This is a genomic window from Rhizobium sp. A37_96 (genome assembly GCF_053521765.1).
The window spans coordinates 38,371-52,289 of record NZ_JBNWDS010000019.1; the positions used below are offsets into that span (position 1 = coordinate 38,371).

At 60.9% G+C, this 13,919-nt stretch carries 15 protein-coding genes; 9 read left to right on the forward strand and 6 right to left on the reverse strand.

Features of this window, described 5'->3' with window-relative positions; all coding sequences use genetic code 11:
- Window positions 1–315: 315 nt before the first annotated feature.
- Entirely contained in the window at window positions 316–957 is a 642-nt protein-coding gene (locus ACQZ6J_RS29920; RefSeq protein WP_449086692.1) for a GntR family transcriptional regulator, read from the reverse strand.
- 178 nt (window positions 958–1,135) lie between these two features.
- On the opposite strand from ACQZ6J_RS29920, the gene ACQZ6J_RS29925 reads away from it, so the two are divergent.
- The 7 genes from ACQZ6J_RS29925 (at window position 1,136) to ACQZ6J_RS29955 (ending at window position 8,338) form a co-directional block, all read left to right on the forward strand.
- The gene (locus ACQZ6J_RS29925; protein WP_449086693.1) at window positions 1,136–2,560 is read left to right on the forward strand and encodes a M20 family metallopeptidase; all 1,425 of its coding nucleotides are present in this window, start codon (window positions 1,136–1,138) and stop codon (window positions 2,558–2,560) included.
- Window positions 2,553–4,229 carry a M28 family peptidase gene (locus tag ACQZ6J_RS29930; RefSeq protein ID WP_449086694.1) on the forward strand — a complete coding sequence of 559 codons (1,677 nt, stop codon included), beginning with the start codon at window positions 2,553–2,555 and terminating at the stop codon, window positions 4,227–4,229. The genes ACQZ6J_RS29925 and ACQZ6J_RS29930 overlap by 8 nt, the downstream gene beginning before the upstream one ends.
- A 59-nt stretch (window positions 4,230–4,288) precedes the next feature.
- On the forward strand, window positions 4,289–5,143 hold the full coding sequence (locus ACQZ6J_RS29935; protein ID WP_449086695.1) for a transporter substrate-binding domain-containing protein: 855 nt from the start codon (window positions 4,289–4,291) through the stop codon (window positions 5,141–5,143).
- An 81-nt stretch (window positions 5,144–5,224) separates the two neighbouring features.
- The gene (locus ACQZ6J_RS29940) at window positions 5,225–5,944 is read left to right on the forward strand and encodes an ABC transporter permease (protein ID WP_449086696.1); all 720 of its coding nucleotides are present in this window, start codon (window positions 5,225–5,227) and stop codon (window positions 5,942–5,944) included.
- Entirely contained in the window at window positions 5,944–6,684 is a 741-nt protein-coding gene (locus tag ACQZ6J_RS29945) for an ABC transporter permease (RefSeq protein WP_449086697.1), read from the forward strand. Before ACQZ6J_RS29940 ends, ACQZ6J_RS29945 begins: the two co-directional genes overlap by 1 nt.
- Window positions 6,681–7,448 carry an ABC transporter ATP-binding protein gene (locus ACQZ6J_RS29950; protein ID WP_449086698.1) on the forward strand — a complete coding sequence of 256 codons (768 nt, stop codon included), beginning with the start codon at window positions 6,681–6,683 and terminating at the stop codon, window positions 7,446–7,448. Before ACQZ6J_RS29945 ends, ACQZ6J_RS29950 begins: the two co-directional genes overlap by 4 nt.
- Window positions 7,449–7,513: 65 nt before the next feature.
- The gene (locus tag ACQZ6J_RS29955) at window positions 7,514–8,338 is read left to right on the forward strand and encodes a transporter substrate-binding domain-containing protein (RefSeq protein ID WP_449086729.1); all 825 of its coding nucleotides are present in this window, start codon (window positions 7,514–7,516) and stop codon (window positions 8,336–8,338) included.
- Between the two features lie 22 nt (window positions 8,339–8,360).
- On the opposite strand, the gene ACQZ6J_RS29960 is transcribed toward ACQZ6J_RS29955, so the two are convergent.
- Complete coding sequence (locus ACQZ6J_RS29960) at window positions 8,361–9,488, reverse strand: LLM class flavin-dependent oxidoreductase (protein ID WP_449086699.1); 1,128 nt, start codon at window positions 9,486–9,488, stop codon at window positions 8,361–8,363.
- Window positions 9,489–9,598: 110 nt separating this feature from the next.
- Between ACQZ6J_RS29960 and ACQZ6J_RS29965 the strand changes: the two genes are divergently transcribed.
- Window positions 9,599–10,180 carry a winged helix DNA-binding protein gene (locus tag ACQZ6J_RS29965; protein ID WP_449086700.1) on the forward strand — a complete coding sequence of 194 codons (582 nt, stop codon included), beginning with the start codon at window positions 9,599–9,601 and terminating at the stop codon, window positions 10,178–10,180.
- A gap of 180 nt (window positions 10,181–10,360) precedes the next feature.
- Window positions 10,361–10,651 carry a hypothetical protein gene (locus tag ACQZ6J_RS29970; protein ID WP_163991975.1) on the forward strand — a complete coding sequence of 97 codons (291 nt, stop codon included), beginning with the start codon at window positions 10,361–10,363 and terminating at the stop codon, window positions 10,649–10,651.
- A gap of 1,019 nt (window positions 10,652–11,670) precedes the next feature.
- Here the strand turns inward: ACQZ6J_RS29970 and ACQZ6J_RS29975 are convergent.
- The 4 genes from ACQZ6J_RS29975 to ACQZ6J_RS29990 are packed head-to-tail and all read right to left on the reverse strand — an operon-like array spanning window position 11,671 to window position 13,883.
- Window positions 11,671–12,171, reverse strand: a complete 501-nt coding sequence (locus ACQZ6J_RS29975) for a DUF995 domain-containing protein (protein ID WP_449086701.1) — start codon at window positions 12,169–12,171, stop codon at window positions 11,671–11,673.
- 30 nt (window positions 12,172–12,201) lie between these two features.
- Window positions 12,202–13,146 (reverse strand): glycoside hydrolase family 26 protein, encoded by a 945-nt coding sequence (locus ACQZ6J_RS29980; RefSeq protein ID WP_449086702.1) that lies wholly within the window; start codon window positions 13,144–13,146, stop codon window positions 12,202–12,204.
- Between the two features lie 17 nt (window positions 13,147–13,163).
- Window positions 13,164–13,703, reverse strand: a complete 540-nt coding sequence (locus tag ACQZ6J_RS29985) for a DUF995 domain-containing protein (protein ID WP_449086703.1) — start codon at window positions 13,701–13,703, stop codon at window positions 13,164–13,166.
- A gap of 48 nt (window positions 13,704–13,751) precedes the next feature.
- Window positions 13,752–13,883: a hypothetical protein gene (locus ACQZ6J_RS29990; protein ID WP_449086704.1), complete on the reverse strand. Its 132-nt coding sequence runs from the start codon at window positions 13,881–13,883 to the stop codon at window positions 13,752–13,754.
- Window positions 13,884–13,919: the final 36 nt, after the last annotated feature.

Below are 13,919 nucleotides of genomic sequence, written 5' to 3' on the forward strand. Positions count from 1 at the left end.
CGACGCAATGACTCACACTATTTAACAGCATCGTTCGGCAACCGCCAATCGATAGACCTATATCCGGCTAACTTTGCCATGATTCTATCGGCGAGAATCGCCGCATGGCGCGAGGTGAGTCGGGGCTTCCTCGCAGAGAAATGCGCGGCCGCGACTGGAGCGTCGCAGGCAAGAAACGTGTCCTCGGCAAGGTTCGGCCGGATATCTCCGCATGCAAGGCCGCATCGCGGCAGCGTCAAATCCCTGAGGTTGGCAGGGACAATTGCATCATGCGGGCCTCGGTGCGATCGCACCGTATCTTATAACTGATCTGCCCTAAGACTGCAGGATGTGTTTGCGCGTCAGCTCCTGCAGCATGGTCACGTCGCGCTTTTCGATCGCATCGACCATCTGCTGATGTTCGCGGCCGGACTGCTCGACGCGGGCGCGCGTGCGCCATTGCGACACCGGCGCCGAGGAGGTGCGCTGCCGGATTTCGGTGATCAGCTCGACGAGCTCCTGATTGCCGGCAAGCGCCAGCAGATGTCGATGAAAGGCGAGGTTGGCTTCGTAAAGCTCGAGCAAGGTGCCATTGAGCACGAGATCGTCGAAGCGCAGGGCAAGTGCGCGTAAATGCGCAATATCGGCCTTGCCGGCGTTTGCGACGATGCGGTCGCTGACCGCCACTTCGAGAATGACGCGGATGTCGCTGACTTCCTGGGCGCGGCGTCCGTCCTGCTCGTGGACATGATAGCCGCGGTTCGGAATATGCTCGACGAGCCGCTTCTGCACCAGCCTGTCGAGCGCCCGACGCACCTGCGGGCGCGTACAGTTATAACGTCGTTCGAGGTCGATCTGCTTCAGCCATGTTCCGGGCGGAAGCCTGCCGGCCAGAATGTCCTGGAGAATGAGCTCGGTCACGTCGGGCGTTTCCCCCTCGTGTGTCCGCGCTGTCGCTTCAGCTTCCAGCGAGTTCATGCAGCTCTCCCAGACCTTCCCAATTTGGCGATGACTATCATAGGTCCGCATTTTTCAACAACGACGCTCGTTATCGTTGCCGAAAAAATATTCATGCTCATCTCTTGCGCATCCATTTTAATTGGCACATAAATTGGTACCAATTTAGTATCCATTATGCGAGGCAGATAGCAAGCCCATGCAAAATTCCGATGCGGTCTGGGATATCGTCGAGAAAAAACGCGCCGAATTCTTCGCGCTCAGCGACCGGATCTGGGAGATTCCGGAAACGAATTACCTTGAGTACCGGTCCGTGGAAGAACATGCCCAAATGCTGGAAGACCAGGGCTTTCGGGTCGAGCGCGGCATTGCCGGACTGCCGACGGCGGTCATGGGCGAGGCCGGCGAGGGCGGTCCGGTCATCGCCATCCTCGGCGAGTTCGATGCGCTGCCGGGGCTGAGCCAGGAGGCCGGCATTGCCGAAGAGCGGCCGCTCGTCGATGGCGGCAATGGCCACGGCTGCGGCCATAACATGCTGGGCGCCGGCTCGATGCTAGCCGCTGCCGCGGTCAAGGATTTCCTCGCCGAAAACGGGTTGAAGGGCAGGGTTCGCTATTATGGCTGCCCGGCCGAGGAGGGCGGTTCCTCCAAGGGCTTCATGGTTCGCGCGGGCGTCTTCGACGATGTCGACATCGCGATTTCCTGGCATCCGGCTGCCTTTGCCGGTGTCAACAACCCCATCTCGCTTGCCTGCAACGAGATCAACTTTCACTTCTCCGGCCGTGCGTCACATGCGTCCGCGACGCCTCATCTCGGGCGCAGCGCGCTCGATGCGGTCGAGCTGATGAATGTCGGGGTCAACTACATGCGCGAGCACATGCCCTCGACGGCGCGCATCCACTACGCCATCACCGATGCTGGCGGCGCAGCGCCCAATGTGGTGCAGGCACGCGCCACGGTGCGCTATCTCGTGCGCGCCCGCACCCTGCCGGAACTTCTTTTGCTGGTCGCCCGCGTCAAGAAGGTTGCCGAAGGCGCGGCGCTGATGACCGAGACCACCGTTCGCAGCGAGATCATCAGCGGCGATGCCAATCTTGTCGGCAACACGACCCTCGAGGAATGCATGTTCGCCCAGCTGGAACGGCTCGGGCCTCCCGTATTCGATGATGCGGACCGCGAGACGGCGCGCAAGTTTCAGCAGACGTTCAATGCCGAGGACATAGCCGCCTCCTATGGCCGCTTTGCCCTGAAGCCGAAAAAGGGGCAGGCGCTCTGCGAAGAGATCTTTCCGCTGAATGCCGGCGATGGCACGCTGGTCGGCTCCACCGATGTCGGAACGGTCAGCTGGGTCGTTCCGACCGTGCAGATGCGCGGCGCCACCTACGCCATCGGCACGCCCGGCCACTCCTGGCAACTGGTCGCGCAGGGCAAGCTGCCCGCCGCCCACAAGGGAACCGAGCATGCCGCCAAGGTCATGGCGAGCACGGCCGCCGAACTGATCCGCAATCCTGCGCTTATCGAGGCGGCCAAGGCGGATCACAAGACGCGCCTTGAGGGTACGCCTTTCGTCAATCCGATTCCCGACGACGTCGAGCCGCCGCTTCCGGAGAAGGTCCATGGCTGAGGCGCTTCCAAAGCCCGACCGCGAGCGCCTGATGGCGCATATCGGCGAGTTTGCGCGCCGCGTAAAGCTGTCGGGAACGGCCGAGGAGCTGGAAAGCTTCCGCTATCTTCAGGCGCGGATGGATGCCTATGGTTATCGCACGACGCTTCTGTCCCACGACGCCTTCATCAGTCTTCCGGGCGCGGCCAGGGTCGAGGTCGACGGCGAGAGCCTTCGCTGCATCACCCATTCCATGTCGGCCGCCACATCGCAAACAGGCGTAACCGGCGACCTCATCCATGTCGGTGAGGGCAGCGAAGCGGATTTCGCCGGGAAGGACGTTGCCGGCAAGATCGTTCTGGTCGATGGCATCGCAACCGAGGAAGTCGCAGCCTTGGCAAGTGCCGCCGGTGCGCTCGGCGAACTTCATATCAGCCCGAACGAGCATCTCTATGAAATGTGCGTGTCGCCGGTCTGGGGCAGTCCGTCGCAACATACGCGCGGCAAGCTGCCGGCGACGGTCATCTGCTCGATCGCCAAGGACGATGGCGATCGGTTGCGCGGGAGACTCGCACGCGGCGAGGCGGTGGCGGCAACGCTTTCGGCGGAAGTCGATACCGGCTGGCGCAAGACGCCGCTGCTGGTCGCCGAACTCCAGCCGGCAGGAGACGACGCGCCGTTCGTGTTGTTTTCCGGCCATCACGATACCTGGCATTTCGGTGTGATGGACAATGGCGGCGCCAACGCGACAATGCTGGAGGCCGCGCGCATTCTTGCCCTTCGTGCCGCCGAGTGGCGGCGGGGCTTGCGCATCTGCTTCTGGTCCGGTCACTCGCATGGCCGCTATTCCGGCTCGGCCTGGTATGCGGACGAATATTTCGACGAACTCGATCGCCGCTGCGCCGTCCATGTCAATGTCGATTCCACCGGCGGCGAAGGTGCGACCATTCTCACCAATTCCGGCGTCATCGATGAGCTCAGGCCTCTGGCCGCGGAGGTGATTGAACGCGTTGCCGGGCAGAAGCATGCCGGCAGACGGCATGGCCGCGCGGCGGACCAGTCCTTCTGGGGTGTCGGCATCCCCTCGATGTTCGGCAGCCTCAGCCATCAGCCGCCGGGCCCGGTCAAGATGCTGACGGCGCTCGGCTGGTGGTGGCACACGCCGCACGACACGGCAGACCATATCGATCCGGACAATCTGAGCCGCGATACGACGATTGTTCTTGAGGTTCTGTGGCGGCTGCTGACGTCGCCCGTCCTGCCGCTCGACTACTCCGTCTATGCGGCCGCCCTTGGCGAACAGATCGCAAGGCTGCAGGAGGAGCTTGCCGGCCGCCTCGACATTTCCGGCCTTTCCCGGGCCGTTGAGGAATTGGCGGGCTGCGCGCAAGCGATACTGGAAACGGGAGATTCATCGCCGGAGAAGGCAGGACGCATCAATGCGTCGCTGATGCGAGCCGGCCGCCATCTCGTGCCGCTCAACTACACGAGCGGCGAGCGCTTCCACCATGACAGCGCACTTCCCCACCCGGCCTGGCCATCGCTGGAGGGTTTGCGCGCCCTGGCGGCGCTGCCTGCCGGGTCGCCGGATACGGCGTTCTACGCTGTTCACGCGCGTCAGACGAGAAATCGCGTTGCCCATGCGCTCAGGGAGGCCAATGCGGCCTTGCGAGCGGCGCTGGAGGACTGACGCGGCGAAAACCGAATATGACAACAGGCCGCCCAAGCGGCTGAAAAAAGGGAACGAAAATGAAAAACAGACATCTGCTTGCCGCCGTATTCGGCGCGATTGCCTTCCTCGCTCCGCTGACCGCCGGCGCCAAGGACTGGACGCATGTCAAGGTCGGCATCGAGGGGGCTTTCCCGCCTTGGAATCTCATGGATTCGAGCGGCAAGCTCGCCGGCTTCGACGTCGATCTCATCAATGACCTCTGTAAGCGCGCCAAGGTCGATTGCGAGCTGATCGCCGGCGAATGGAACGCCATGATCCCGAGCCTCAATGCCGGCAAGTTCGATCTGGTCATGACGCTCGGCATCAACGAGAAGCGCAAGCAGGTGGTCGATTTCACCGTGCCCTATGCGAGCGGTGTCGCAAGCTTCCTGCTTCTGAAGGATGGAACGGTGCCGCTGTTGCCGATGTCGGGCGAGCGGCTGAACCTCAACGACAAGGCCAAGGCCGATCCGGTGATGGCGGAAATCGGCAAGGCAATCAAGGGCAAGACCATTGGCGTCGTCCAGTCGACCAGCCAGGAGCAGTTGATCACCGGCTATTTCGGCTCCGACGTTACGGTGCGCGCCTACAAGAGTTCCGGCGAACGCGATCTCGACCTGAAGGCAGGCCGTATCGACGCAGCTTTCGATAGCGGCGTCTATGAGACTTCCGTGCTCGGCAAGCCCGGCAACGACGATCTGACGATGTCTGGCCCGCTGGTGAAGGGCGCGATGCTGGCAACCGAAGTCGCGCTCGGCATGCGCAAGGGCGAGACCGATCTGAAAGCGAAGTTCGACGACGCCATCAAGCAGGCCGCCAAGGATGGGACGATCAAACAGCTCTCGGAAAAATGGAGCAAGATCGACCTGACGCCGACCTTCGATACCAACTGATCGTCATGATGGCGCATCGTGTCCAGCCGAGGCCAAGACCATGACACCAGTTGCCAAAATCCGCTCTTCGGGGTCTAGCGCATGAACCAGCCTACACTATTCGAGCTTGCCGGCTTCGGTCCGGACGGCTGGGGACATGCTCTCTTGGCAGGGGCGTGGATGACCATTCTTGTCGCGATCGCCGGCTATGCGGTCGGCGCCTGCATCGGAACCCTTGGCGCATGGGGCAAGATCGCCGGCAACCGCTTCGCACGCGCAACGGCGGATGCCTATACGACGGTTCTTCGCGGCATCCCGGATCTGCTGGTCATCTATCTCTTCTACTTCGGCGGCAGCGCCGTCGTCACGGCCATCGGCAAGCTCTTCGGGGCGGACGGTTTCCTTGGCTTTCCGGGCTTCCTTGCCGGTTCCCTTGCGGTCGGCGTCACCTCCGGCGCGCAGTTTACCGAGGTGCTCCGGGGCGGTTTCAAGGCCGTGCATCCCGGCGAGATCGAGGCCGCCATCGCCTGCGGAATGCCGCGCTGGCTGCGCCTGCGCCGGATTATCGCGCCGCTGACCTTGCGCCACGCACTGCCGGGTCTCGGCAATGTCTGGCAGGTCGTGCTGAAGGAGTCCGCGCTGGTATCGATCACCGGCGTCGCCGAACTCTTGCGGCAGGCGCAGGTCGGCGCCGGCTCGACGGGACTTCCATTCGATTTCTACCTGATCGCCGGGGTGATCTATCTGATGATATCGACCCTTTCCAGCCTCATCATCCAGCAGGCCGAGCGGCAACTGTCGCGCGGTGTGAGGAAGCGCTGATGGATTGGCAATTCCTGGAAGAGACCTTCGTAAGCCTCGTCGCCGCCATCCCGCTGACGATCGAGCTTGCCGTGACCTCGATCTGCCTCGGCGCCATCCTCGCCTTGCTGCTGGCGCTTGCACGCCTTTCCGGCGTCATCGTGCTGGACTGGTTCGCCCGGCTCTATGTCTTCGTCTTCCGCGGCACGCCGCTCCTCGTCCAGATCTTCCTGATCTATTACGGACTTGGCCAGTTTCCCGCCATACGCCACAGCATTTTCTGGCCGTTCCTGCGCGATCCCTATTGGTGCGCCGTCCTGGCGCTGACCTTGAACACGGCCGCCTATGCCAGCGAGATCATTCGCGGCGGCCTGCTCTCCGTGCCGCATGGGCAGGTGGAGGCGGCGCGGGCCTGCGGCATGCATCGGCTCATGATGTTTCGGCGCATCGTGCTGCCGCTCGCCATCCGCCAGGCCCTGCCGGGCTATGGCAACGAGATGATCTCGATGGTCAAGGCGACATCGCTTGCCTCGATCATCACGCTGATGGAGGTGACGGGTGTCGCCGCCAAGATCATTTCGGAAACCTACCGCGCCATCGAGGTCTTTGCTGTTTCGGGCGCGATCTATCTCGCGATCAATTTCGTGCTGACACGCCTCATCCAGCTTGCCGAATACAGGCTGAGCCCGCATTTGCGCCCGCCTCTCCCGGTGACGCGGGACATTGCCGCTGCAGCGGCCCCAGCAGGAGAACCGCAATGACGGCCACGCCAGTCGCACTCAGCGTGCGTGACATGCACAAAAGCTTCGGTCCGGTCGAAGTGCTCAAGGGGATATCGCTCGATGCTCTCGAAGGCGATGTCGTCTCGATTCTCGGTTCGTCCGGCTCGGGAAAATCGACGTTCCTGCGCTGCATCAATCTGCTCGAAGTGCCCGATTCCGGAGAGGTGACGGTTGCGGGTGAAACGATCCGCATGCAGCGCAACGCCCGCGGGGCACACCGGCCTGCAGATGGAAGACAGGTGGATCGTATCCGCTCGCAGCTCGGCATGGTGTTCCAGAGCTTCAATCTCTGGTCCCATAAGACCGTACTTGAAAACGTCATCGAGGCGCCCGTCTATGTTCAGGGTCGTGCGCGTGCCGAATGCATCGAAGAGGCGGAAGCCCTGCTCGCCAAGGTCGGCATCGCCGACAAGCGTAATTTTTACCCGGCTCACCTTTCCGGCGGACAGCAACAGCGAGCCGCCATCGCGCGGGCGCTCGCCATGCATCCGAAGGTCATGCTGTTCGACGAGCCGACATCGGCGCTCGACCCCGAACTTGTCGGCGAGGTGCTGCGGGTCATGCGGGCCCTTGCCGAAGAGGGGCGCACCATGCTCGTCGTCACGCATGAGATGGGCTTTGCCCGCGACGTCTCCAGCCGCGTGATCTTCCTGCACAAGGGCGTCGTCGAGGAAGATGGCAAGCCGCAGGAGGTGTTTGCCGGATCGCGCTCCGAACGCTTCCGCCAGTTCATCAGCCAATAATCTCAAGCTCAATCAAAATGGGGAACTCGATCATGAAATACCTGACCGGATTTTTGACCGCGATCATGATGGTCATAACGCTCGCCACGGCGAGCGTCGTGCGTGCTGAAGAGAAGAAATGGACGCATGTGACGATCGCAACGGAGGGTGCGTTCCGCCCATGGAATTTCACCAAGGCGGACGGAAGTCTGGACGGCTATGAAATCGAGCTGATCAAATATCTCTGCGACCATATGAAGGTCGAATGCACGACCGTCATTCAGCCGTTCGACGGCATGATCCCGGCGCTGAATGCCGGCAAGTTCGATGCGATCATTTCCGGCATGTCGGCAACGGCCAAGCGCGAGGAAGTCATTGCCTTCAGCGATTCCTACGGCACGACCGGCCAGACCTTCGCGACGCTCAAGGATTCTCCGCTCGCCGGCCTTCCCTTGAAGGGCGAGGTATTTTCGCTGGCAACGGACGAGGCCGGCGCCGCCAAGGCGGTGAAGGAGCTCGAGCCGATGCTCAAGGGCAAGACGATCGGCGTGCAGACGGCATCGATCGCCGCAACCTTCCTCGACAAATATCTGAAGGGTGTCGCCGACATTCGCGAATACAAGACGACCGAGCAGCACGATCTCGATCTGAAGGCCGGCCGTGTCGATCTCATCATGGCGTCCATGGCCTATCTGTCGACGGCAGCGGCAAAGCCGGGCAACGAGGATATGACCGTCACCGGCCCGCGTTTCCAGGGCGGTCTTCTCGGGCGCGGCAGCTCCGTCGGCCTGCGCAAGGACGATACGCAGTTGAAGGCCATGTTCAACGATGCGATCGCGGCGGCAAAGGCTGACGGCTCGATCGCAAAGCTGTCACAGAAATGGTTCGGCTTCGACGTAACCCCGAAGTGACCGGTCTTCGGCGGCGCCGGGCTTAGCCCGACGCTGCCATGGTGCGCACGGCGTTTGTCGGAACGCCGCGCTGTGCCAGAAGCGGCAGGACGTTGTCGCGGAAGTAGGGGAACTCCTCGACATAATCGACGAAGGACAACGTCGTTCCCTTGAAGCCCGCCGCATGGAGTGCCGCTATGCCGTCCGCGACCTGTTCCGGCGTGCCCGTCAGCGGATAGCCGCCGTGGCCGGCCGCCATGCGGTCGCGGATCATGGCCAGGAGATCATGCGGGAAGGATTGCGCATGGGCGAACTGGAGGCGGACGAGATTATCGACCGCACCCCAGTCGCCGTTCTGCCGAACGAAGTAGTCCCAATAATCCGTCGCTTCCTTCTCCGTGGGGCGGCAGACCACATGCGAGAATGTCAGGACATTGACGTCGCGACCCGCTTGCCGCCCCAGCTCCTTGAGGGCGGCGATCTCATCCTTGGACCTTTCCAGATCGATCGCCGGCGTGAAGAGAAAGTCCGCGTTGCGGATGGCGAACTTGCGCCCCTGATCCGAGCCGGCGGCGTTGAGGATCGGCATCGGACGGGCCGGCCGCGGGTCGCCGAGAACGTTCTTCAGCTTGAAATATTTGCCATCCCAGTCGAATGCCTCTTCGCTCGTCCAAAGCATCCTGACGATGTCGTACCATTCCTGGGCATAGCCGTAGCGCGTTTCATGGTCATCCGGCAGGCTCAGGCCGAGCGCCTCGTATTCGGGCTTGTTCCAGCCGGCGACGATATTGAGGCCGATCCGGCCGTTGCTGATCTGGTCTATGGTCGCGAGCTGCTTTGCGACGACGACCGGATGATTGGCGGCGGTGTGCGTCGTCGCGAAAACGGTGATGTTCTTCGTTCTCGCCAGCAGGCCGGCCGCCCAGGTCATCGTCTCCAGAACGCCGCCGTGGAAATTGGTCTCGCCGCCATAACCGATCCAGCGGGCGATCGGCAGCATGAAGTCGATGCCGGCGTCGTCGAGCAATTCGGCGAGCTTGAGATTGTTCGCCCAGGACGCATCCCAGCGTTCCGGAATCTTGGTGACCGACATCCCTCCCGAACAGTTGGAAGCGAATGTTCCGAGCAGGAAATTATCCCCATCGAACATGGAATTTGGTGGCGTTTTCATTGCAGGTTCCTCCTCCTGGTATGGATACGCTTTCGATTTTATGATAGAAAGTCTATTATAAATTCAATCTGAAAACAACAGCTCGTTCTGTTCGAAATGGGAGGGGGAAAATGTCCAAGCATCCAACGGTGTCGGCGAAGCATTCGCGGCCAGCGGTCAATCGTTCCTGGCATCTGGCCCGCACCCCGGACGAACTCGACGTCGCCGAGCTGGAATATGCCTTGATCCGCAGTTTCGAGGGGTTCGGGCACTGGCAGATGCAATGCCTTTCGGCCGTTGCCGACTTCGCGGCCAGCGGCCCCGAAAATGCGCTCCTGCACATGATCCGCATGAACGATCGGCCCAAAAGCATCAGGGATCTCGCGCATATGGGCAATCGCGATGACATTCCCAACATCCAGTACAGCCTGCGAAAGCTGATCAAGGGGGGGCTCGTCCGCAAAAGCGGCAGCGGGCGTTCGGGTGTGGTCTACGAGGTGACGGCCTATGGCCGCGAGGTGACCGACGCCTATGCCGACGTGCGCTCGGATTTGCTGATCGAGGCTGTCAAGCGGGTACCGGATCTGATGACCCGGCTTCAGGACGCGGCTCACACCCTCGAACTATTGACGGGCATCTATGATCAGGCCGCGCGTATTGCGGCAACCCACCGCGCTGCCGGCACCCGGGAACAGCGATTAAAGCCGTCATGACGCTTTTCCCGGCCGTGGTCCGACATTGTCCCATCCGAGAAGCCGCGCCGTAGTCCGGGTTATCCGAATTGAGCTATCGATAGCCGACGATCCACGATCGGGCTTGTGACAGTTTGCGACAATCTGGTGAACTTTCTGGGGTATCTTTGCGACACATACCGGCTATAATGCAGCCGATCGTTGAACCAGTTCAAGGCGTTCGATTTGTGCAAAGGGATTCCTATGCAGCCGAGCAAAACCGTGTCGATTGACGAATTGCCGGAGAATACAGCACTCGCGGTCTATGAGCTGATAGCCCGCACGTTTCGTGAGTATTCGGAGATTCTTTACATTCGTGTCCCGGATATCACCGACGATGGCGTCAGCATCGGAGGTGTTGAAATTACGATCCGCAAAACCGCCGATGACAGCATTTCGCCGCTTGCCGGAGTTCCCGAGTCCGACCAGCAGGCCGCTTACGCCGGCGGATGACGGGGTGAGTTGAAAGAGGCGCAGCGCGGCAATTTTTCCGTGGGCGCCAAAGTTGCTTCAAACCTGCGGAACTGAAGCGTCCCATCGATTTTCCGATAGCGCCAGGTGACAAAGCAGTCTCCCTAAAAGCCTCCTTCGACAATCAAAGGCTGGGCCGTGTTGAGCCAGCCAGCGAAGGCAGTCGCCTCCGCCCTTGCGGCGGGGAGAATCATCTTGCGCACCTCACTTGGGCTATGGCGTAGTCATGCGGGAGGTCCTCGCTGTGAGGCGAGGCTGGTGGAACCGGAGAGGTATGGCCTCGGCGCGTGCGCGATATCTTAATTTCCTGGAAAAGGATCCCAACCGGCAACAGCACCTCTGTGGACGAAAGAAAGAGGGCTATGGAGGCCTGATCGAAAGTTCCGGGCTGCTGTCGGGTCTCGCGCCACCTGAATGCTCCCACGAACGGCATCGCTGCAAGGCCGAGCCGGAAGCAAACGGTTTCGTTAATGTTTTCAAGATGCCTTTAGGAACAGCTTAAATATTTTCCCGATAGAATCGAAAAGTAGTTTTCTCGAGGAGAATAGGCTTATGGGGTTTGATGGAAACTCTCGGGATCGCGGTCTCCCTGTTCGGCGGTTTCGGACCCTTGTATCGGCAATACTTGTGATTGCATCGTCTTCCGTCGCATATACAAATGCCAATGCTGCCGAGAGTGCGGGCGCCAGGGGCAAGACCATTCAGCTGTATATGAAGAAGTATGAGAAGAACAATGTGGTCTTCTATAGCGGCAGGTCGCTTGCAAGGACGACGAAGGTCTCATCCGAAGCCTATTTCAAGGGGTCGCCCTATATCTGTACGCCAAGCGGGTTCGGAAGAACGTCGCATTGCCACAACCGCGGCATATTTTGATTGAGCCGGCGATTGTCGCCCGTTGCTCCCGATGAAAAATAGGGGCATTTCTCGGATGGCGGTTCGACGAACAGGTGGGACGAAAATCTCGCCGTCATCCTCGCATTGGCCCCTATAGGTATTCGACTTCAACCGGGCAGGTGTTTGCGGACATAGTCGCCCGGCCGGAGTTTCAGAACCTCGTCATCATGCTTGATCGGATTATGACGGAATATATACCATTTTCCGCCTGATGCGCGCTTCTGATAGATGATCCCGCTTCCCTGACGATGCAGAAAGCAGGAAACGTTGGGTGCCGCGCTCTTCCGGCTGTACCAGATGGCGCTCATGCAGAGCTTCCCCCGATCGGTCGCGTACCAGGTGCCCCTTGCATAGGATCTCTGAGCGCCCGTATGCGACCAGGCTGTAAAGCGGTCATGATGACGCGAGAAAAAGCCAGCACCGTCCTTCCATATCCAGGAACGACCCGCGTAGAGCTTTTTAAGCGCCGCGGCGCTCATCGGAGCGGCTTGATGGGCCGCGCGCGCCGTCGTTCGGTCGATTTGATGCTGTGTCGCCGCGCTCGCGGTGCCGGCCAGGGCCAGCATCAGGACCATGGCGCTCAAGATAGTGAAGCGGAACGAAGACATGTGTTTCTCCTCGAACTTCCGTGACGGCAGTCAGTTCAACAGCGGGCTGGCAACGCGCCAGTCCGGTCGGCCCAGACCGTCCGGCCAGGGATAGATCTCACGGTCGTTGAAATAGACGACTGCTGTCAGATCGGGAAATTCTGCATGGGGTTTGTTGGCCTCCTCGGCCCATGCGTGAACATAGGCCTCATTTCCCTGATAACCCAATTCGGCGATGACGATGGGCTTCTTGAAGCGCTTGACGCGGTCGTAGCCGGGCTTGGTCGCTTCCACAAAGGTCGAGTCCCGTCCCAGTTTGAGTTGATCGAAAGGCTGGTAGCCGAAGACCGACAGCCCGATCACATCCACAAACTGATCGCCGGGATAGTAGGCCTCGAGCCCTTCCTTCCCCATCGGCGACCACATGTATTTCGCCGAGGGCAGGCTCTTGCGGCATACGGTGATGGCGTGCCTGTACGCTTTCACGTAGTCCTCCGGCCTCCAGTAGGCCCATGTGAACTGCCCGTTTTTCTCGTCCATTTCCTGGGCCCAGCGAATGGTGACCGGCCTGTCGAGCTTGGCTGCCGCAGAACAGATCGCAGTCATGTTGGAATCGTAATGGCCGGCGAGAATTCCGCTCAGAAGATCGGTCGGTGTGACGCGCCAGTCGCGGGCCCACGACCAGGGCTCGATCGTAATCAGCAGAGACCGTCCACGCTTGCGGGCATAGTCGTTTGCCGTACTCAAGGTCGACAGGTCGACGTCCTCCCACGGCAGGAAGAGATGCTCGATCTTCGGATTGGGGTCGTTGGAAAAGTCTCCGTTCGGATCGTAGGCACCGGCCGGTAGCGATTCCGCAGTGATGATCGGCCGCTTGTCGTGAAAGAGAGGTCGGTTTTCGGCCTTTGCGTCCAGGCCGCTGCTGGCTGCGTATACACCGCCGCACAGGATGCATGTCGCAAGCAAAGCACTCGTCAGCTTTGACAGGGTTTTCATCGGATTGTCTCCTTCCCCTATTCGGTCTTGCGGACGTTCAGGGAGGCTTTCATGGCCTCCAGTCGCTGCGAGACCAGATCGTCGGCGATCAACTTGGCCGCCTCGTCGGTTTCCTTGGTCACGGGATGGCGGAATACGAACCACTCTCCGCCTGTTTCCCGCTTCTGATAGATCGTTCCGTCATAGATGCGGTGGACGAAGCAGGTCTTGGCCGGAAACTGGCCGTTCGTCGCGTGCCAGGTCGCATCGAAACAGAGACGCCCCGCGTCGGACACGGTCCAGCGACCCTCGGCCCAGGATTGCCCGCCCGTTCCATCGACCCAGGCGGAAAACCGCCGGTCGTTGTTCTGCATCCGCCCCGCGCCATCGGGCCAGCGCCAGCTCTTGCCATGATAAAGCATGTAGAGCTCGGCGGCCGTCATCGGCCTTGCGCCATCGGGCACTTTGGTGGTCGCCGCGGCAATGGCCGCATTGCCCTGCGTGGCAAACCCGAGGACGAGCGTGAGCGCTATTGCCCCGGCAGCGACAAAGGAGGTCGTGTTCCCTGATGGCGTCATCTTATCTCTCCCGCATGGTGATTGAGGCGTGCCTTGCCGTTGTTGCTTTCACGGCTCGCCGTCGGTTTCGCTGCGCTGCGCTGCGCGTTCTTTTGGGTCGCCATGGCCGTTCCATTCGGCAAAGTCTGCGCCGCTGACCACCAGGTCGACATATCCGGTTCCGATAACAGCTATTTTCATGTGCGTTCCCGCCAATAGCGTCCTTTCCGTCATGAG